This is a genomic window from Geomonas propionica, from assembly GCF_016458235.1.
Lineage (GTDB): Bacteria > Desulfobacterota > Desulfuromonadia > Geobacterales > Geobacteraceae > Geomonas > Geomonas propionica.
The window spans coordinates 1-20,596 of the sequence record NZ_JAEMHK010000015.1 but is presented as its reverse complement, the minus strand read 5'-3'; the positions used below and the strand labels follow the sequence as shown (position 1 = coordinate 20,596).

13 protein-coding genes are annotated in these 20,596 nt (G+C 62.0%); 4 read left to right on the top strand and 9 right to left on the bottom strand.

Going from position 1 to position 20,596, the window contains the following annotated elements; all coding sequences use genetic code 11:
• Positions 1 to 88: 88 nt before the first annotated feature.
• The 7 genes from JFN90_RS17760 to JFN90_RS17730 form a co-directional block, all read right to left on the bottom strand.
• Positions 89 to 313 (bottom strand): MoaD/ThiS family protein, encoded by a 225-nt coding sequence (locus JFN90_RS17760; protein WP_199396458.1) that lies wholly within the window; start codon positions 311 to 313, stop codon positions 89 to 91.
• Between the two features lie 117 nt (positions 314 to 430).
• Entirely contained in the window at positions 431 to 1,141 is a 711-nt protein-coding gene (locus tag JFN90_RS17755) for an ABC transporter ATP-binding protein (protein ID WP_199396457.1), read from the bottom strand.
• Positions 1,138 to 1,863 (bottom strand): ABC transporter ATP-binding protein, encoded by a 726-nt coding sequence (locus tag JFN90_RS17750; protein ID WP_199396456.1) that lies wholly within the window; start codon positions 1,861 to 1,863, stop codon positions 1,138 to 1,140. Before JFN90_RS17750 ends, JFN90_RS17755 begins: the two co-directional genes overlap by 4 nt.
• A 2-nt stretch (positions 1,864 to 1,865) precedes the next feature.
• Positions 1,866 to 2,867 carry a branched-chain amino acid ABC transporter permease gene (locus JFN90_RS17745; protein WP_199396455.1) on the bottom strand — a complete coding sequence of 334 codons (1,002 nt, stop codon included), beginning with the start codon at positions 2,865 to 2,867 and terminating at the stop codon, positions 1,866 to 1,868.
• 1 nt (position 2,868) lies between these two features.
• Positions 2,869 to 3,756: a branched-chain amino acid ABC transporter permease gene (locus JFN90_RS17740; RefSeq protein ID WP_236019054.1), complete on the bottom strand. Its 888-nt coding sequence runs from the start codon at positions 3,754 to 3,756 to the stop codon at positions 2,869 to 2,871.
• A gap of 165 nt (positions 3,757 to 3,921) precedes the next feature.
• Positions 3,922 to 5,163 carry an amino acid ABC transporter substrate-binding protein gene (locus JFN90_RS17735; RefSeq protein WP_199396454.1) on the bottom strand — a complete coding sequence of 414 codons (1,242 nt, stop codon included), beginning with the start codon at positions 5,161 to 5,163 and terminating at the stop codon, positions 3,922 to 3,924.
• Positions 5,164 to 5,528: 365 nt separating this feature from the next.
• Positions 5,529 to 7,307, bottom strand: coding sequence for a sigma 54-interacting transcriptional regulator (locus tag JFN90_RS17730; protein ID WP_199396453.1), 1,779 nt, complete (start codon positions 7,305 to 7,307; stop codon positions 5,529 to 5,531).
• A 498-nt stretch (positions 7,308 to 7,805) separates the two neighbouring features.
• Between JFN90_RS17730 and gabT the strand changes: the two genes are divergently transcribed.
• Both gabT and JFN90_RS17720 read left to right on the top strand, forming a co-directional pair.
• On the top strand, positions 7,806 to 9,116 hold the full coding sequence (gene gabT, locus JFN90_RS17725; RefSeq protein ID WP_199396452.1) for a 4-aminobutyrate--2-oxoglutarate transaminase: 1,311 nt from the start codon (positions 7,806 to 7,808) through the stop codon (positions 9,114 to 9,116).
• Between the two features lie 252 nt (positions 9,117 to 9,368).
• Positions 9,369 to 9,845, top strand: coding sequence for an NUDIX hydrolase (locus tag JFN90_RS17720; RefSeq protein ID WP_199396451.1), 477 nt, complete (start codon positions 9,369 to 9,371; stop codon positions 9,843 to 9,845).
• A gap of 127 nt (positions 9,846 to 9,972) precedes the next feature.
• Here the strand turns inward: JFN90_RS17720 and JFN90_RS17715 are convergent, their stop codons facing one another.
• Positions 9,973 to 15,726 (bottom strand): RCC1 domain-containing protein, encoded by a 5,754-nt coding sequence (locus tag JFN90_RS17715; RefSeq protein ID WP_199396450.1) that lies wholly within the window; start codon positions 15,724 to 15,726, stop codon positions 9,973 to 9,975.
• 193 nt (positions 15,727 to 15,919) lie between these two features.
• A complete protein-coding gene (locus JFN90_RS17710; RefSeq protein ID WP_199396449.1) occupies positions 15,920 to 18,496 on the bottom strand; it encodes an MASE3 domain-containing protein in 2,577 nt (858 codons plus the stop codon).
• A gap of 266 nt (positions 18,497 to 18,762) precedes the next feature.
• On the opposite strand from JFN90_RS17710, the gene JFN90_RS17705 reads away from it, so the two are divergent.
• Positions 18,763 to 19,272 carry an OmpA family protein gene (locus JFN90_RS17705; RefSeq protein WP_199396448.1) on the top strand — a complete coding sequence of 170 codons (510 nt, stop codon included), beginning with the start codon at positions 18,763 to 18,765 and terminating at the stop codon, positions 19,270 to 19,272.
• A 327-nt stretch (positions 19,273 to 19,599) separates the two neighbouring features.
• Positions 19,600 to 20,250, top strand: coding sequence for an ATP-binding response regulator (locus JFN90_RS17700; protein ID WP_199396447.1), 651 nt, complete (start codon positions 19,600 to 19,602; stop codon positions 20,248 to 20,250).
• The last annotated feature ends 346 nt before the right edge of the window (positions 20,251 to 20,596 follow it).

The following is a 20,596-nucleotide window of genomic DNA, read 5'->3' as shown; positions in this document are numbered from 1 at the left end:
GGAGCTTTTGGGGCATGTGCTGCATGCATGGGCGGCGATCTAAAAGCAAGGGGACAGGCACCTGCGGAGCCAGTCCCCCATGACGGGGCTAACCTCCGCCCATGCGCGGCAGCAGGGAAACGATGTCCCCTTCTGCTACGGTCTCGTCCCAGCCCGCGTGCAGGCCGTTGACGAGCACCGTGCCCACGTCCTGCCGGGCAAGCCCCAACTGCTCCACGATCGACGCGATCTTCTGGTCCGGGGTGATCTCCCAGTCCGCCTCGTCGAACTTCTGCCTGCGCAGCGACGCGTAGAGCTTTACCTTGATCTGCATGTGAAACCTCCCGTCATGACAACGGAAAAAGGGGCACAGGGGACAGGCACCAGCGGAGCCTGTCCCCTGCGCGGGTGAATGGGAAATCTGAATGGAACATCTATTACAAGGGATTACTTAGAAGCCGAGGTAGGCCTCGCGGATGGACTCGTCGGCTTCGAGGTCCTTGCCGGTACCCTGGCCTACGATGCGCCCGTTTTCCATTACGTAACAGTAGTCGGCGACCTTCAAGGTCTGGTGCACGTTCTGCTCGACGAGGAAGATGGTGAGCCCTTGATTGTGCAGCTCCTGGATCACCTTGAAGACCTCCTGCACCATGATCGGCGCGAGGCCGAGGCTCGGCTCGTCGAACATGATCACCTGGGGATCCTGCATCAGGGCGCGGCCGATGGCCACCATCTGCTGCTCGCCGCCGGAGAGGGTCTCGGCGGTCTGGGTGCGCCGCTCTTCGAGGCGGGGGAAGATCTCGTAGATCCGCTTCAGGGTCTGGGCCCTTTTCCCGTGCGCCCTTTTCAGGTAGGCACCGACCAGGAGGTTCTCCTCCACGGTCATCTTCGGGAAGAGCTGGCGCCCTTCCGGGACCAGGGTGATGCCGAGGTCGACCACCTTGTGCACCGGCATGCCGGTGACCAGCTTGCCGTCGTAGTGGATGGTGCCGCTCGCGGTCGGGATCAGGCCGCACAGCGACTTGAGGGTCGTGGTCTTGCCCGCGCCGTTAGCGCCGATGAGCGCCACCAGCTGCCCCTTGGCGACCGAGAAAGAGATGTTCCAGAGAGCCTGGATATCTCCGTAATTGACTGAGATGCCGTTGACGTCGAGTAGATTCATGCCGCTTCCTCTCCAAAGTACGCTTGCACGACATGCGGATCGCTGGATACCTCAGAAGGCGTCCCTTCGGCGATCTTCTTGCCGAAATTGAGCACCACCAGGCGGTCCGAGATGTTCATGATGACGCGCATGATGTGCTCGACGATGAGGATGGTGAGACCCTGCGCCTTGAGCTTCATGATCAGCTCGACGGTGCGGTCCGCCTCGGTCGGGTTGAGGCCGGCGACGACCTCGTCCAGAAGCAGGAACGACGGATCGAGGGCCAGCGCCTTGCTGATCTCAAGGCGCTTACGCCCCGCCAGGGTGAGTCCGGCGGCGGAGACGTTGGCGCGGTCGGCAAGGCCGGTGGTCTCCAGCACCTGCCAGGCGTGACGCTCGGCGTCCGCCTTTTTCGGGTGCTTCAGGAAGGAGGCGATGGTCACGTTTTCCAGCACGGTGAGCCCGGCGAAGGGCTTCACCACCTGGAAGGTGCGGCCGATGCCGACGCCCGCCAGGTGGTAGGGGGGCTTGCCGGAGATGTCGTTCCCCTGGAAGATCACGCTCCCCTTGGTGGGGGCGTAGTAGCCGGAAATGACGTTGAAAAGGGTGGTCTTGCCGGCGCCGTTGGGGCCGATCAGGCCGACGATCTCCCCTTTTTCGACGCTGAAGCTGACGTCGTCCACGGCGGTGAGGCCGCCGAAACATTTGGTTACCGAGTTTACCTTGAGGATAGGTTCAGCCATGATTAATTCCCCTCTTCCGGTGCTGCCACGGCGGAAAGAGCCGCGGGTTCCGATGCCGGTTCCGCCTTCTGCTCGGGCCTGGTGGCACCCGCCTTGCGCTTGACCATGGTGCCCCAGAGGCCGTTGGGTATGAAGATGACGCTGATGGCGATCAGCGCGCCCAGGATGATGAGGTAGAGGAGCTGGAAGTCGGACAGGTAGGCCCAGAAGAGCGTCTTGAAGGCGAAGATCAAGATGGCGCCCAGTGCCGGTCCGAACAGGGTCCCCATGCCGCCGAAGACCACCATGACCACCGCCTGGTCGCTGACCAGGTCCCCCAGGGTGGAGGAGGGGTCGATGAAGGTGATCCAGTAGGCGTAGATGCCGCCCAGGATGCCGGTGGGGAGCGCCGACAGGATGAAGGACTGCATCTTCAGCTTGGTCGGGTTGAGCCCCAAGGCCTTGGCCCCTTCCTCGTCCTCGCGGATCGCTTTAAGCTTCAGGCCAAACGGGGCGCGCTCCAGGAGATACCAGAGGGTGGCAAAGATGACGCCCACGGTGATCAGCATCAGGTAGTAGAAGAACTGCGGGTTCAGGAAGGCCTCGAGCCTCATGCCGTCCGGTCCGCCGGTGAACTCGACGTTAAGGGCTAGCTGCTGGATGGCGCGGGAGAGCGCCCAGGTGGCGATGGCGAAGTAGGCGCCTTTGAGCCGGAGCGTCGGGATACCCGCGATGAGCGCGGTGATGCCGGCGGCTACCCCGCCCAGCGGGAGCGCCGCCCAGAAGGGGAGGTTCGCCTGCATCATCAGGATGCCGATGGTGTAGGCGCCGATGCCGAAGAAGGCGCCGTGACCGAAGTTCAGGTAGCCGGTGTAGCCGGCGATGACGTCGAAGGCGATGGCGAGCCCGATCCACATGATCCCCTCGGTGAGGACACGCAGCACGAAGGTGTCGTGCATCACGAGAGGCAGGATCAAAAGGGCCGCGCCGATAATGGCCAGTATGGTTGCGCCACGGTTTTTCATGTCAGACCCCCTTGCCGAACAGCCCGCGCGGGGAAATCAGCAGGATGATGTAGAGGATGGCGAAGACGGCGAGCAGGGTGTGGCTCGGGTTGAAGTAGATCATGAAGATCGACTGCACCAGGCCCAGCAGGAGCGCCGCCCAGGGCACGCCGGCCAGGTAGCCCATGCCCGCGAGCACGACCACGAAGAAGGCGAAGATGGTGTACTCGTTGCCCATCTGGGCGCCGATGGAGAGGATGCAGCCCAAAAGCACGCCGGTCATGGCCGAGATGCCGACGTAGATGCCGTACACGTAGGAGCCGGTGCGTTTGCTGTTCACTCCCATGAGACCCGCGGCATCCTTGTGCTGTGCCAGCGCACGGACGCCGAGGCCGAAATTGGTCTTTTTCAAGAGGTAGTGCAGGATCAGGGTGATCGCCACCGCGTAGCCGAGTCCCACCAGGCGTACGGTCGGGATGGTGACGGTCAGTCCCAGCGGCTCCAGGTTGAACGATCCTTCCGAGAAGGCGGAGGGGATCGAGTTCGAGTAGAAGCCGAAGGCGGTAAGGGCGAGTCCGCGGAACATGATGGCCAGGCCGAAGGTGAAGACGAGGCCCATCAGGAAGGGGTTGCCCTTGGTCCCGGAAAGCACCCGGTGGATCACCGGCTGGATCACGTAGCCGACCCCGAAGTAGAGGACGAAAATGACCGGCAGGAAAAGGAAGGGGTCGAGGCCGGTCCATTTGTTCAGGTAGTAGCCGGTGAAGGCCCCGAACATGATCCATTCCCCGACGGCGAAGTCGATGACGTGCATGACCCCATAGGTGAGCGAGAATGCGATGGCGATGGTGATGTAGATCCCACCCAGCAGTATCCCGTCGGTCAAGGCTTGTGGCAGCAGTTCCATCATAAAACAAGTCCTCCAGCGTTGCGTTTCCAGCGAATATGGCAGCTACGTTTCTGTGGTCCGTCTGGACCGGCGGCGGTCGCCCACCCGGGCCGCTCTGGCCGTTGTGTTCCCCTTATGGAGATGTTCCCCCGCCGGCGTTGGCGGCCGGCAGGGGAACTTCAGGTGCTAGCGGGACTTCCACTCTTTCATCGGGTAGATGGCCGGGGCTTCGACGGAAGCCTTCGGGCCGACGGTCTTGACATGGCCGCCCTGGATCTGGACGGTGAGCGGATCAAGGCCGACGTTGGCGTGGTAGAACTCGCCGGAGGTGGCGAACTTCACGCGGCCGTAGAAGGTCTGCACGTCGATCTGCTCGAGAGCCTGGATCAGCTTGGTGCGCATTGCCTCGTCCATGCCCGGCTTGGCGCCGACCTTCTGCAGAGCAGTCTGGAAGGCGATGCCGGCGGCGGAGCAGCCGCCCTGGGTGTAGTCGCCCGGGTTGTTGTAGGCCTTCTGGGAAGCGGCGGCGTAGGCGGCAGCGTTCGGCCAGAGCACTTTGCTCTTGGTCTTGGCGGTGCCGGTCCAGCAGGTGGTGCCGAAGATCTGCTCGCCGTCTTTGCCGACCGCGTCAATGAACGCCTTGTCGGTGATGCCGCAATGCATGAGGAGGGCTTTCGGGGTGTAGCCGATCTGCTTGAGGGCTTTCACGAACTTCACGTGCTCTTCGTCGTGGCCGCCGAAGGCGATGACGTCCGGCTTCATGCTACGCACGGCGGAGAGGAGCGGGGTCATGTCCTGGCCGGAGGGGACGATGCTGAACTTCACGATCTTAAGCTTGGCCTTCTCGGCGGCAGTCTTGTAGGCCTCTGCGGTCGCCTTGGAGAAGGCGTCGTTGGAGCCGATGATGGCGATGGTCTTCGGAGCCGGCTTCATTTCGGTCAGGGTCTTGATGGAGGTAGCGCCGGTGAAGTTGATCGGCGGGATGGTGCCGAAGGTGTACTTGAACTTGTTTTTCCAGATGAGCGGGCTCTCGGCGGAACCGGTGATCATCGGGATCTTGTACTTGTCGACGACCGGGGCCACGGCGAGGGTTACGCCGGAGGAGTAGGGTCCGAGGATGAAGTCGACTTTCTCCTGGGTGATCAGCCTCTCGGCCGCTGCCGCGCCGGCAGCCGGGTTACTCTGGGCATCGGCGTACACCAGCTTGACCGGGTACTTCTTGCCCTGGACCTCGATGCCGCCCTTGGCGTTTACTTCCTGCGCCCAAAGGTCGTAGCCGCGCTTGGTGATGTTGCCGCCGGTGACGAGGTCCCCGGAGAGCTCGGTGATGACGCCGATCTTGAAGAAGTTCCTCTGCTCCGCGTAGGCCGGGATGGCCACGAAGAGGGCTGCGATGAGCAGCAGTACCCTGACGAATCCAAACTTCATTTGCTACCTCCTGTTGTTTGATGTGCCAAAAAAAGTTTTTGAAACAACCTGCATCGCATTCCATTCAGGGTTCGCGGCCGGTGCGGTGGACGACGTCGGCTACCGTCGACCGAGGGAACCCGGTGCCCGCACCTCGCGGCGCTAGCAGCCCGTATACAGCAGAAAGCATGCCAATGAGGCCTCTCCAGTGGCAAAGGAAGATTTTGCAGAACAGGGTTTGGTGAAACTCCGCGTGCTTACTGACGATGAACCGTGAACGAACCGATGCAGGGGGAGGAGGAGGGGGGTAGAGCCCCGCAGAGGAGCCCCTGACTAGCGGAAAAACTATTCAGATGTGAATAAGGCTTGTATACGAGTCGCCGCGATCAGCAGGCGAGCCCGTAGCGTTTTAGTTTCCGCGCTATGGTGGGTTGGCTCACGCCGAGCGCCTCGGCCAGGTCGGCCTGGCAGCCGTGTGATTTGATGGCGTGGGCCAGCAGGGCGCGCTCAGTACTTTCAATGACTTGCGGCAGGGACATGCTCTCCGGCCACTGGGCCGGTGCGGTCGCCTCGCTGCTGTCCCCCTTGGCCACGTCGGCGGGGAGATCCTGCAGGCTGATCACCTCGGTTTCGGTCATGACCACCAGGCGCTCGCACAGGTTCATCAGTTCGCGCACGTTGCCGGGGAAGGGATAGCCCAAAAGGGTGTCGCAGGCCGCGCGGGAGAGGCGTTTGCTGGTCTTGTGCTTCTTTGCGTACCACTCGATGTAGTGCAGGATGAGGGGGAGCAGGCACTCCTTGCGCTCTTTGAGGGAAGGGACGAGGATCGGGATCACCTTGAGGCGATAGTAGAGGTCGAGGCGGAACTTTCCTTCTTCGACCATTTGCTCGAGGTTTCGGTGGGTTGCGGCGAGGATGCGCACCTTCACCTCGCGGGGGCGGGTGCTTCCCAGGCGCATGATGGTGCCGTCCTCCATGAAGCGCAATAGCTTCACCTGGGAGGGGAGCGGCAGTTCGGCGATCTCGTCCAGGAAGAGGATGCCACCGTCGGCGAGCTCGAAGTAGCCCGGCTTGCCGCCGGACTGGGCGCCGGTGAAGGCACCCTTGTCGTAGCCGAAAAGCTCTGATTCTATGAGGGATTCGGGAATAGCGCCGCAGTTGATCTTGATGAGCGGCTTGTTGGCGCGCTCCGAGTTCTTGTGGATCAGGTCGGCGAAGAGCCCCTTGCCCACGCCGGAGGGGCCCAGGATCAGCACGGTGGACTCGACGTTGGCGACCTTGAGCGCCTGGCGCAGCGCCTTCAGCATGGCGGGGCTGCGGGCGATGATCTGCTGGTTCTCAAGTTGCTGTTCCTGCTGCATTTCCAGCATCTGGTTGCGGTACTGGTCCCGGATCGCCTCCTGATCCTCCAACTCGCGCTGCAAGTTGTCGATTTCAGTGATGTCGCGCTCGCTGACGACGACGCGGGTGATGCGGCCTGCCGAGTCGAAGACCGGGGCCGCGGTGGTGATCAGCTTGCGCCCCTCGCGCTGCTGCAGCAGGTTCACGCGGGCGCCGGTCCGGAGCACCTCGAGGGTGGCGGAACGGTCGAAGACGCGGGCGTTGATCAGGTCGCGCATGTTGCGCCCGACCACGTCCTGCGACTGGACGTTGTTGATACGCTCCGAAGCGGGGTTGATGCGCACGACGTTGGCCTCGGCGTCGCAGATCCAAAGGCCGTCCGACGAGGAGTCGATGATGGTGTCCAGTTCACGGGTAAGTCCCTGGTAGAACTCCATTTGCTTAGCCATCTCCTCGAGCTCCGTGCTCTCGACGAAGACGCAGACCGCGCCCACCTGCTCTTGGTCTAAAAGCATCGGGCTCACCCGCACCAGGAAGTTCGATTCGATGCCGCGCACCGAGATTTCAGTGTTGCGGGCGTGCCCCAAAAGCCTCTGCGCCACCTTGGGCCACAGGTCGGGGAGCACGTCGTTCAGGTGCACACCCTGGAAGGCGCCGAAGCTCTCCCGGACCGCCCGGTTGGCGAGGATCACCATCCCCGAGGTGTTGACCGCGAGGATACCGACGTCCACGGCGTTGACCATGGCCTGGTAGAAGGCGTCCGAGCGCAGCTCGCCTCCGCTGGAAAAACCGATGAGTTCCACTGGGTTGAGTGAGTTGTTCACGGCGGACGATCTCCTTCTGCGTATCCACGTGCACCGGGGCTGAAAGGCTGGACGGATGGGCAATGGCGGCGTATATCATAGCCCCGTTGAGGTGCATTATGCAGAAATGAATCAAATATTCAAGTGTAAATAATAGAACAACCCTGAAACAGTCATAGCTCTTCTTATCATCCTCAGTAGTGGAAGTCCTTTCTTTTCGCGTATGACATTTCTGGCCTTACTTATAGTGCGACAGCGGGTTCTCTGCCTGTATACGTATAACTCGTGATTGTGTGGGCATTTCGCACCTCTCTCCCGTTCCTGCTCCTGAGTCATTAACCTTTACGTCAGTTGTCGCAGAACCGGGCAATGCCTTCTTTCTGACTCCTTGGTACGGTCCTTGTAGTAGGGGAAGACCGGGCGGACTGAACCAGGTCCGGTCCCCTTGATCCGACACCTGTACCGGTATCCTTTACGGGACCCGGTAGTCACCAACTACTAGGCAAAGGAGCTTCACCCATGACCGCTGGTAACGAGCAACTGATGGAGTTACGCAACAAGCATGTCCCCGCAGGGGTCGCACTTTTGAGCCCCGCCTTCATCGCCAAGGCCCAGGGGGCCATCATGACCGACGTCGAGGGGCGTGAACTGATTGATTTCGCCGGCGGCATCGGCGTCAACAACGTCGGCCACAGCCACCCGAAGGTCGTCAAGGCCATCCAGGAGCAGGCCGAGAAGTTCATCCACACCTGCTTCCACGTCGCTCCCTACCAGGGGTACATCGAGCTGGCGCAGCGCCTGAACGAACTGGCTCCGGGCAATTCCCCGAAACAGACCATGCTGGCCAACTCCGGCGCCGAGGCGGTCGAGAACGCCATCAAGATCGCACGCTACGTCACCAAGCGCCCGGGCGTCATCTCGCTTGAGAACGGCTTCCACGGCCGCACCCTGCTGACCATGACCCTGACCTCCAAGGTGAAGCCCTACAAGTACGGCTTCGGTCCTTTCGCCCCGGAGAGCTACCGCATCCCGTCCGCCTACTGCTACCGCTGCCCCTACGGCGAGAGCTACCCGAGCTGCGGCTGTGCCTGCGCCCACAAGCTCGATGAGTTCTTCACCGGCTACGTGGCGGCCGAGCAGACCGCGGCCATCATCATCGAGCCGATCCAGGGTGAGGGCGGCTTCGTCACCCCGCCGAAGGAGTACTTCGAGATCGTGCAGGGGATCTGCAAGAAGCACGGCATCCTCCTGATCATCGACGAGATCCAGAGCGGCATGGGGCGCACCGGCAAGCTGTTCGCCATCGACCACTGGGGCATCGAGCCGGACCTGATCACCACCGCCAAGAGCCTGGCCGGCGGCATGCCGCTCTCCGCGATCACCGGCCGCGCCGAGATCATGAGCCAGCCGCACCCGGGCGGTCTGGGCGGCACCTACGGTGGCAACCCGCTTTCTTGCGCCGCTGCCCTCGCGGTTCTGGACATCTTCCTCAACGACGGTCTCCTGGACCAGTCCGTGAAGCTCGGCGAGAAGCTGCAGCAGCGTTTCGACGACATGCAGAAGAAGTACGAGATCATCGGCGAAGTTCGCGGCAAGGGCCCCATGCTCGCGCTGGAACTGGTCCGCGACCGCAATACCAAGGCGCCCGCCGGCGACCTCGCCAAGAAGCTGGTCAAGCTCTGCTACGACAAGGGTCTGGTCATCCTCTCCTGCGGCGCCCTCGGCAACGTGGTCCGTCTGCTGATGCCGCTGGTCATCACCGACGAGCAGCTCGACCGCGGCATGGCCATCCTCGAGGAGTCCCTCGCCGAGGTCAACGCCGAGATCTAAGGCTCAAGGCAAAGTAGCAAGAACAATACGGCAACGGCAGTGACTGGCATCTTCGGGGTTGGGGAAGAAGAGATGCACAGCACTGCCGTTGTCGTTTCCCCCTTCGCCAAGGCTACGGGGGACAGGTTTCCAGATTTCTCAGAAGGTCCAATAGTTCTCTGTGGCTAAAGTTTGGTTTTCTTGCCAACCGCCCGTCCCCGATGGCATAGTGGATAGCGTCTGCCGGGGATGATTTCGGCAAGGAGAACAGCGATGACCGAGAAGACCGATCCGCGCCATACCGTGGTGGTGGGGTGCCTGGTGCGCAACGCCGACAACGAGGTGCTGCTGATACGCCATCGGCAGCGGGGGTGGGAGATTCCGCAGGGGCGGGTCGAGGAGGGGGAGAATCTCGTCGACGCGGCACGCCGGGAGGTTGCCGAGGAGGCTGGCGTCGAGGTGGAGATCGGTCCGCTGGCCGCCGTCTGGTCCATGGTCGCTCCCACTTCCGCCCTCATCTTCGCCTTCCTGGGGCGCTACCTCGGCGGCGAGTTGAACCCCACCGACGACAGCGAGGCCGCGACCTGGGTCCCCGAGTCGGAGGCACTGGCGATGGTGACTAGCCCCGTGATGCGCGAGCGGCTCGCCGTACTGCTCAACCACGACGGAGGGGTAAGCTACCGCTCTTATTCGCTAAAGCCCTACCAACTGCACCTCGAACATGATCTTTTGTCCTGGCCACAGGGGTAAAAAGCAGGGGCTAGGGATGAGGGGCTAGGGGCTAGTAAAAACCTCTGGTTTTGCCAGCCCCCAGCCACTAGTCCCTAGCCCCTATGGGTAATCCGCCACCGTTTGGTGTACCTGCACCAGCTCTTCTCTACTTGAACGTCACCCCGTCGAGAGTAACCTTCCCCTTCTTCACCCGCATCGTGCCATGGATCGCCGTCTTCCCAACAACTTGCTGCAGCGGGTTGTCAAAACCACCGCTGATCCTGACCTGGACCTCCCGGTCCAGTACCGGGTTCTCAAACAGGTCCTCGGCCCGCACCTTTATGTCTCCTCCGTCGGCTGCAGTGTCATAGGCACGCTGTAACGAGAAGGGAGTGACGCTGATATAGCCCGCCTTGGTCATCGTACTGCTGCCGCCCCAGTTGGTGACGGTGAGGGAAACGGTATAACTGCCGCCGCTGTAGTAGGTGTGCTGAGGGTTCTGCAAGGTGCTGGTCGAGGCATCCCCGAAGTTCCACAACCAGGAGGTCGGTGCTCCGTTGGACAAGTCGGTGAAGCTGACACTGAGGGGAGCATCACCGGCGGTGACCGACGCGGGGAAGTCCGCAACCGGCGACGGGGGGGCCGTCAGCGTGTAGAACTGGGACTTGACGCTCTCGGCATTGCCGGCGCGGTCCCGGGCGAAGTACTTGAGGGTCGCGCTGCTGGTGATGGTAACCGGGGCGCTGTACACCGCCGATGCCGTAGTCGGCTCGGAGCCGTCCAGGGTGTAATAGATGGTGGCGGGCTCGTTCGCCGCCAGGGTTACCGTTTGCGGAGCGGTATAGTTTCCTCCTGCCGGTGCCGCTGTGGTGCTGGGAGCCTGGCGGTCGAACTGCACCAGTGCCGGCGTCTTGCGACTGACAGTGGTTCCATCGCCCAGCTGGCCAAAGGAATTCCACCCCCAGGCCCACAACGTGCCGTCGCTTTTTTGCGCTAGGACGTGGGAATTCCCGGTAGTTATCTTTGTAACTCCTGACAGCCCTGAAACCTTGGTGGGAACCCGTACCGCCGTACCGCGTCCGAGTTGGCCACCGTAGATGTCGCCCCAGAGGTACACGCTGCCGTCTGCGGTGAGGGCGACGCTGTGGTACATTCCCGCCGCAATGGCCACCACGCCGGCTAGGCCCTCCACCTTTACTGGGGTCGTCCGGTTGGTGCTGGTGCCATCTCCCAGTTCGCCGTCACTGTTGTACCCCCAGGCCCAGACCGTCCCGTCCGTCTTGAGCGCCAACGTGTGGTAGAAACCAGCGGCGACGGCGATGGCCCCGCTGATTCCGGAAAGGCGAACCGGCGCCATCTTGTCCGACAAAGTTCCGTCGCCCAACTGTCCGAACCAGTTGTATGCCCAGGTCCAGACGGCGCCCTGGGAGTCGACGGCGGCACCGTGAAACCCGCCGGAGGCGACGGCTACGGCTCCGGAAATTTTGGTGAGCTGCACCGGTGAGCTGCGGTTGAAGTTGGTGCCATCGCCGACGCTTGCTCCCCCCCAGCCCCACAGGGTGCCATCGTTCTTTATGGCATAGGAACGGGACCCTCCGGCGGCGATGACGGTGACGCCAGAAAGGAGCCGGGTCTGGACCGGCGTACTGCGATTGACGTAGGTGCCGTCACCCAACTGGCCATATTGGTTGTACCCCCACCCCCACACCGTGCCGTCGCTTTTAAGTGCGATGACGCTGTCGGACTCGATCCCGGCGGCTACGCTGGTGTATTCGGCGAGCGCGGGGCCGAGCACCGGTACGGACTGTGCTGCTGTTGCGCCGTCGCCCAACTGCCCGTAGGCGTCATCTCCCCACGCCAGGATCTTGCCCCCCAGTTGCGCCACGGAGAAGGACTTACCCCCGGCAAGGACGGTGGCCAGTTCGGTGAAGGAGGCTGTGAGGGCCTTGTCGCTGTCCACCGTGACGGTGCAGGTTCCCGTGCCGCTGCAAGCGCCTCCCCACCCGTCGAAGCGCGCAGTCAAGCCGGGGATCGCCCGGAGCACGACGGTAGTACCGGATTCGAAGTATTGGCCGCAACTCCCGGCGCAGGTTTCTCCCGGCTCCATGCTGACGTCCCCGGCACCGGTCCCGAGTTTGGTGTAGTTGATCGCCAGCGGTTTCCTGCTGAAATTCGCGGTAATCTGCACACCGTCGGACACAGGGACGGTGCAGCTTCCGGTGCCGGAGCACGCACCTCCCCAGCCGGTGAAATAAGAGCTGGAGTTGGCAAGCGCGGTGAGGGTGATCGTGCTTCCCGTCGTGAAATCCCCAGCACAGCCGGCATCGTCACAGCTCATACCGGCGGGCGCACTCTCGATGGTACCTTTGCCCGGACCGGCGAAGGCCACGGCGATGCGGGATTGCGGGGCGGTCGGTCCGCAGAGCCCGCCTTCGTCGTAATAGCCGTTGCCGTCGCGGTCGTTGCAAGACTGGATCACCTTGCCGAAAAAGTCGAGGCCGGTGCCGGTCAGGCTGCCGGTTATGGGATCGGCGTTGCGCTTGTCGTCCCAGGTGACCGCAACCCTGCCGCCGGCGAGGGGGACCAGGTAGGGATAGATCTGGTTGCCCTGCCAGCTTTGGACCCACACGCCCTGGCTGCTCCACTGCGGCGTTCCCGCCCGGTTCACATGCTGAGTATAGATGTCCCAATCCCCGGAACCGCCGTCCATCCAGGCGAAGAACGCACCACCGTCGCCGTCCGCCGCGACGGCTGGGGATATTTGGGAAAACCTTCCGGTGGAAACGGGGACGCCGTTGGCCTGCCAAGCGGCATTACCCTGGGCGTCGAGGCGCTGTGCGTAAATATCCCACCCGCCATAATAATCGGTGCTTCTGGCGTCGTGCCAGGTGAAGATCGCCCCACCCGCCTCGTCCGCAGCCATGGTGACCTGTGCTGGGTTCCATCCTGGCACGTAGCTGCTAGTCCCGGCAACCAGGCCGGTCACCACCGGAACGCCTGCCGGGTCCCAGAGATGCTGTCCCGCCGCATTGAGACGGACGGCGAAGATGTCGCTCAAGGTCATGTAGTTGATCCCGGGGTGATAAACGAAGTTCCGGAAGTCGCGCCAGGCGATGATCGCTCCTCCCGCACCGTCGGAGACCACGTTGGCTCCGAACCCGCCGGTCAGTGGCAAGGGGGTGTTGATCATCAGACCATCCGCAGTCCACTGCCTGTTGCCGTTGCCGTCTATGTGCTGGGCATAGATGTCCCAGAAGGGCCTGCGCCGGTCGGTCCAGGAAACGAACGCACCACCCTGTCCGTCGCCGGCCATCATCATCTCGAATTGCGCCGACGCCGCGACCGTCGCGGTTACCCCCCCGGCGGGCCACAGCGCCGCTCCCGTGGCATCGACCCTTTGCAGCTTCACCCGTCCGGCGGCGCTATCCAGCCAGGCGATGACCACCCCACCGGAGCCGTCCGCGGCAATCCTCGGTTCGGTCTGGCCGTTGCCTCCCTGGGTACCTGCGATCTGGGTGATCCCGATCCCTGCGTTCCCCCAGAGCAAGGTGCCGGCGCCGTCAACGTGCTGCAGCTTGATGTTGCGATTGGCATTTTCGCCTGCGTTTAGCCCGTCGGCGTAGGCCACGAAGAACCCGCCGTTGCCGTCGCTGGCCAAGGCAGGTCTGGTGGCCGCGCTCCCGACTGGGGTGATGGTGAGAGGGACGCCGCCGGCCCGCCAGAGAGGAACGCCGTGGCTGTCAATCCGCTGCATGGACAGGTTGGGGTTACTCACGACGTGCTCGAAGACATAGAACGCCCCCCCTTGCCCGTCGGGAATCCCGGGGGCGTTTACGTTCCATGGCGGTTGCCACCCCTGGTCGCCCATCGCCTCGGACAACACAACGTTGCAGTTGTCCATGCGTGCATCGGGAATCACGGTGGCAGCGACAGTGACGTCCTGCAGTTGGGAAAGATCTGAGGTCACCACTTTCACCACCCCCTGCCTGTTTTCGGCGCTGGTACAGGAAATGGAGGCCGTGGCAGGTGCGTTGGTGCTGGAAGAGGTGACGGTGAGCCAGGAGGGAGCTTCGGCGGACCAGTTGAGGTTGCCGCCGCCGATGTTGAATAGGTCGAATACCAGCGAGCGCTGCTCCCCACACTGCGAGTGAGGCAGCGAGAAGTCGAGGCTGGTGACCGGTACCTTCAGGATGGCCGGGTCGGCAGGAGGAGAAAAGGCCATCGAGAGCGCCCGTGCCGCATTGAGCCGCCCCCAAGCGTAGAAGGGATCGAAACCGGGTTTATCCGAAGCAGCCGGCCCCACCTGGTCGTCCGCGGAATGCCTCAGGATGGAGATCACCTGCTCGCGGGTCAGATCGGGATTGGCCGCCAGGATGAGCGCCGCCACGCCTGAGACGTGTGGGGCGGCCATCGAGGTGCCGGCCAGGCGGATGTAATCGGTTCCGACCAAGTATAGCGAGCCGGTCTCAGTGCCGGCAGCCCGCAGGGAGAGGATGTTGTAGGTATCCGAACCGTCGCTGGCGTCGCCGCCGGGAGCCACTAGGTCCATAATGTAGCCGGAATTGGAAAAGGAGGAGAGGACGTCCTGGACGCCGGTGGAGCCGACAGTTACCACGTCCTGGATGCTGCCGGGGGATCCGTAGTATGCGTCCGAACCACTGTTGCCGGCGGCGACCACCACGACGCTTCCCAGCGCGTGGGCGGTCCGGACCGCGTCTTCCACGACAGGGTCGACACCGCAGGGCCAGCACCCCCAGCTGTTGTTGATGACGTCGGCGCCGTTTTGGGCCGCATAGATGATAGCGTTGGCGAGCCGATCGTTGTACCCGCTTCCGTAGTCGTCGAGCCCTTTGACCGGCATGATGCGGGCATGATAGGCAATGCCGGGCACGCCGATGCCGTTGTCGCCGGTGGCGGCAATGGTTCCGGTGACATGGGTGCCGTGGCCGAAATGATCGATGGGATCGTTGGTGCCGTAGGCGAAATCCCACCCCTTGCTGTCATCGACGAAGCCGTTGCCGTCATCGTCGGCGCCGGGGGCGCCTGCCTCTTCGGCAAGGTTGGACCAGACGTTGGCGACGATATCGACGTGGTTGTAGTCAAGCCCTGTGTCGACCACGCCGACTATCACCCCGTCCCCCTTGGTGACGTCCCAGGCGGCCGCGACCTCGATCTTCTTGAGCCCCCACAGGTCATCGTAGTTGTACCCCCATGAACCCCAGGAAGAGAAGAAGGGATCGTTGGGGACGGACTCGGTTTGGTACTGGTAGGCAGGCACGGCATAGAGCACGTTGGGGTTGGCCGCGTACTCCCGGGCAACGGCCTCTACGTCCGCATCATCCGCCGTCTCGAATAGGTAGACGCTGGTGAGATCGGGAACCTTGCTCCCCTTGGAAGCACGCTGCGCTCGCCGTTGGTACTTCGCCTTGATCTGGGCGACCCGGTCGGCGAAGTTGCGCTTTCTCTTGGCCAGGAGCCCCTTCTTGGTGGAAGAAGCGCTGTCCTTGTCGAAGAACTGGTGAAACAGAGGCTTCACGCCCTTGATCTTGTGTTTTTTGTGCAGTTCGTCCAGCCCAGCGCCCTGCCCGGCGGTCTGCGACGCGAAGCTGAGCCCCAACCCATGGATGACGTCTGCCGGTTCCGTTAGGGTGTCGGCGAATTTGACGATGAAGCGGCCGCGGGCGTATTTCTTTTCTTGTGAGGGGGGTGAGGAGAGCGAATGGGGACCCGGGACGGAACGGGGGGCAAGAGCGGTATGGCTGTCGGCGCGCCCGGGGGGCGTAGGGAAGCGGCAGGTCACCTGGCTGGGATTCACGGTTTCAGCGGCCATGGCGGGGTGAGAGGTTACGATAAACGTGCAGGTGAGGATCGCTACAGCGAGGTGGAACTTAAGTGAAGGCCAAACCGTGGTGATGGGCACGAGAGGAATCCCCCATTTGAGTGTTCATAAAAAGGGAAGGCAGCGGTACCCGCTCAGTTGCAGCTGCAGCTCCACTAACCATCCGATATCACATATATGATTGCCGTGTGTCTATTGTCATGATTTGCGATTAACGTCATTACTTTTTCATTCCTCTGGTGCCGCCCCTGTGCTTCTTCCCCTTTTCTTTATGTTATGGACAGCCGGAATGTGCTGAGCCGAGCAGGGCGCCGATCTTCTCCACGCATTCCCTAAAGTCGATGGGCTTCGAGATGTAGTCGTCCATCCCGGCGGCGATGCAGCGCTCCTCGTCCTGCTTCATGGCGTGCGCGGTCATGGCGAGGATCGGCAGTCGTCCTCCCTGCTCGCGAATGGACCGGGTTGCCTCGAAGCCGTCCAGTTGCGGCATCTGGACATCCATGATGATCATGTCGAAGCACGATTGCCGCCACTTCTCTACAGCCTGGGCGCCGTCTGCCGCAAATTCGACCTGGTAGCCGACCCTCCCCAGCATGCTCCCCAATACCTGGCGGATGGTCGGGTCGTCCTCGGCGACCAGCAACCGGCTGCGAACTCCCTTGGTCGCTGCGGGGGGAGCTGGGGGGCGCGGAGCGGTGGAGACAAGTTCCGCTTCGCCCGGTACCAACTCCAGACGGACCGAGAAGGAGAAGCAGCTCCCGCCACCGGCTGCCCCTTCCACCACGATAGTTCCCCCCATCCGCTCCACGATCTCTTTACTGATCGCGAGACCGAGGCCGGTTCCGCCGTAGCTGCGGGTGTCGGAGTCATCGAGTTGACTGAAGGAAGTGAACAGCAGGTGCCTTTTCTCCTCCGGAATGCCGATGCCGGTGTCGCGCACGTCGAAGCGGAATTCCATGCTGCGGTCGGCGCCCTCTTTGCCAGCGCTCGCGGAGATGGCAACGCCGCCGCGCTCGGTGAACTTCACCGCGTTCCCTAACAGGTTGGTCAGGACCTGGCGCAGCCTCACCTGGTCGGCCTGCACGTGGTCCGGAAGACCATCCTCCACGTGCAGCGTGAGCTCCAGCCCCTTGCGCTTCACCTCGGGCATGACGATGTCCACGGCCTGACCCAGGCAGACACGCAGGGAGAAGGGACGGTTGTCCAGCGAGAACTTCCCTGCTTCGACCTTGGCCAAATCCAGGATGTCATTCAGGATGCGCAGCAGCGACCGGGCCGATCTCTGGGCCGTCTGGATGTAGTCGGTCCTTTCGGCCGTGTCCGCTGAGAGCAGGGCGAGGTCGAGCATGCCGAGGAATCCGGTCATCGGGGTGCGCAGTTCATGGCTCATGTTGGCCACGAACCTGCTCTTGGTGCTGCTCGCCACCTCGGCGGCGTGCTTGGCCTGGCGCAGCGACTCCTCCATCCGGTTGCGCTCCATGGCGATGGCAACCTGATCGGCTACCGCCTTCATCAGGGAGAGGTCGTCGTCGCTGAAGCTGGTCCTGCTTCGGGTGCCGAAGGAGAGGGTGCCCAGCACCCGTCCCTGGGACAGCAGCGGGTGGCAGGCGTAGGCCTGTATCCCCAGGGACCGCACCAGGTCGGCGCGAACATCCTGCGACATCGGGATGTTCTCGGCGACGATCCTGCAGGCGTCACGGGCCGCACAGCCGCAGATCGCCACCCCCATGTTCAGCCGCTCGATGGCTGCGGCCTGTTCCTCGGGGATCCCTGCGCACGCGTTTAGTATCAGCCCTCCCTCAGCTTCATCGACCAGGTAATTGAAGAAGACGTCGCAGTCGAGAAACTCCATCACCTGCCGGCACAGGGTGTCGGCGAGCTGCCGGGGCTCTTTGCTCTGCAGCAGCTGGCTCGCCGAATCGGCCAGCAAGTCGAGCCGCTCGTTGCTGCGCTTTAGCGCGGCTTCGCGCTCCACCTTCTCGACCAGTTCGCTGGTGCGCTCCTCCAGGGCGCGCTGTAGCCGGGCCTCGCTCTGCTTGAGCGCCTGTTCGCTCTGTTCCAAGCTGCGGAACAGCACCGCCGCAGGCTCCTTGAGTCCCAGGGAGACGATGGCCCGGTAGATGAGGAAGGAGGAGAGGAAGAGTAAGAAGTGGCCAACCTGGTTGGCCTGGCCGTACACGCTCAAGTACTGCGTGAACGCGACATCGGCGCCTGCGGCGCTGAACGTGGAGGCGAGGAGAATATCAAGTACGCGACGGTCGAAACGCTCCCGGTTAACCCACAGCAGCGCCGCCGAGGCGAGCAGGATGGCTATGATGATGTACTCGCTGTAGATCTTGAACGGGGTGAGCCCCTTCCCCTCGATGTAGCAGTCTGGGAATTGTCCGGCAAAGATGGCCAGGATGAGCAGGGTAGCCGTGCCGCCGAAAAAGGCCAGAGCTGCGGCGAGATTGAGCTTTCGTTTGATGAAAAATGGTGCCGCCAGGAAGGAGAGGCTGACCACGTAGCGGGATGAAATCCAGAGTTGGGTGGGGAGGTTGGCGTCGTATCCGACGAAGATGCCGATCCCCTTGTAGGCGAAGGTGTGAAGCAGTTCCAGGACGCCGGAGATGGCGAAAGACATCGCCAGGAACAGAAAATAATGGTTATCGAGAAACTTCCGCGAGTTCCAGGCTAATAAGAAGACGCCCAGCGTTACCAGGACACAGAAGACTTCGACCATGGTGTGGAACAGCAGGTAAGAGTAGCGGCTGCAGACGTAGAGGATCAGTATGGCGAGCGAGAACAGGACGAGGGAGAGGATCCTTGTCTCCGTCCGTTGCGCCTCGTTGTCGGCGGTGGCCTCGCTCACGGATCCTCCTTACGGGACGTTCACAATTTTGCGTTGGGAATTTATCATCTTGTTGGGTATACAGTCAAAGGGTTTCTGGGGGATTTCGTATTGCCTGGGTGGAATTCACCCGGTGAGGTTCGCGGCCACACCGCGTCCCAAGACTGATACACACGGCGACGTTCATTGACTCAGAGGTTAAGAAGTATTATATTTTATGCCTGCCATCCGACAAGGAAGATAGCACTCCTTGCCGGAACAGGCTAAATAAAGAAGAGGAGGGAATAATGTTTCGAAAAATTGCTGTTGCTGTTGTACTGACTCTGTCGGTTTCAGGTGTTTCCTATGCCGGGCTTGATGCTGTCAAAGGGCTTGGTAAAGACTTGGGCAAGGAAGCTGCGTCCACCGCCAAGCAGGGCGCTCTCAGTGCTGTGACCAAGAAACTGAAGAAGGTCCAGAACGAGAAAGGGCCCATCAAGTTCAAGACCGGCAAGGCCGAGGTCGATCCGGCTTGCGACAAGACCATGACCGCCATCGCCGCCATCATGACTGATTACCCCGGCTTCCATGTTCAGGTCGACGGCCACACCGACAACGTCGGCAAGCCCGAAGCCAATATGAAACTCTCCCAGGATCGCGCCGACGCCGTGGTTAAGTATCTGGTCGACAAGAAAGGCGTCGCGGCCGACCGCCTCTCCGCCAAAGGTTTCGGCGACACCCAGCCCATCGCCGACAACAAGAGCAAAGCCGGCCAAGCAAAGAACCGCCGCGTCGATTTCACCGTCACCAAGATGTAGCCGACAAAATGGGGGAGCCCTTCGCGCTCCCCCATTCCTCACTCACCCCTCCATCCGCTTTCTCCGTACCGCCCTGTCATCTTGCAGCAACTCGAAGATTTCCGTCTTTGCAAAAGCCATCGAAGAATCTGCTTGCGTCAGCGTTACGTTGCCTCGACGCACTGCACGTGAACCAGAGTCCCCCCCTTTTGCGAAGGTGGGACAGGGGGGATTTGCCTTTTGAGCCCTCCCCTCACACATAAGTTGATTCATGCCAACCGGAATGTTAAGCTGCAACACCCCAACTCCCGTACAGCTTCTTCCCCCGTGGCCTTTTTGGAGAGTGCTATGAAAAAGATCCTCGCCGTAGAAGACAGCAAGGTGGCGCAGGCCCAGTTGCTGGACATCCTCAGCGAAGAGTACGAAGTCACCCTGCAAGAAGATGGGGACTCCGCCAAGTCCGTGGCACTCGAAATCGGTCCGGATCTGATCCTGCTCGACGTCAACCTCCCCGGCATGAACGGTTATGACATCTGCCGCCAACTGAAGGCCGACGCGGCAACACGCGAGATCCCGGTGATTTTTCTCACCAGTTGCGACACCAGCGGTGAAAAGGTGAAGGGATTCGAGGCCGGGGCGGACGACTACATCGTGAAGCCCTTTTACCCGGAGGAGTTGGTGGCCCGCGTCTCGCTCCACCTGGCGTCACGCCGAGAGAAGCAGATGGCAGTCGAGTTCGAACGCTTGAAGTTGTTGCGGGAAATGGCCGTCGCCATCAGCCACGAGTTCAACAACCCCTTGACCGCGGTACTCTGGCATCTGCACTTGGCCAACAAAGAGCTCGGCGAGGGGAATGAGAAAGCCCGCGCCCATCTGTCCGACCTCAAAGCTGAACTCGATAGGGTCTGCCGCATCGTAGCCCGCCTCGCAGAAGCCTCCCGCGACGCCAAAACCGAGTACGTCATGGGCGAAGCCATGATCGACGTCAACAGCATCTGAACCACCTTCCGAAGAGCGCGTAAACAGGTCTCCCCTTTGTCAACGTCGGTCAGGCGCTGTCGGAAGCATCGAGCACGCGCCCTCGAAGCGCTGACAGACAACAAGCGTCCCCCCCCTTTACGAAGGGTCATCAGGGAAAACCGGGGAAATGATAGCACCTTACCCCACCCCCTAACCCCCTCCCGCAAGAGGAGGGGGGACAAAAACAGCTCCTCCCGCAATTGCCGGAAGAACTTTACGAAAGGGGGGACAGGGGGATTTGCCTTTAGTTGAGCTATCTTCACTTTTGAGGACACACCATATATCCTAACGGACCAGGAGGGTGTGTCATGAGATCGAATCGCAA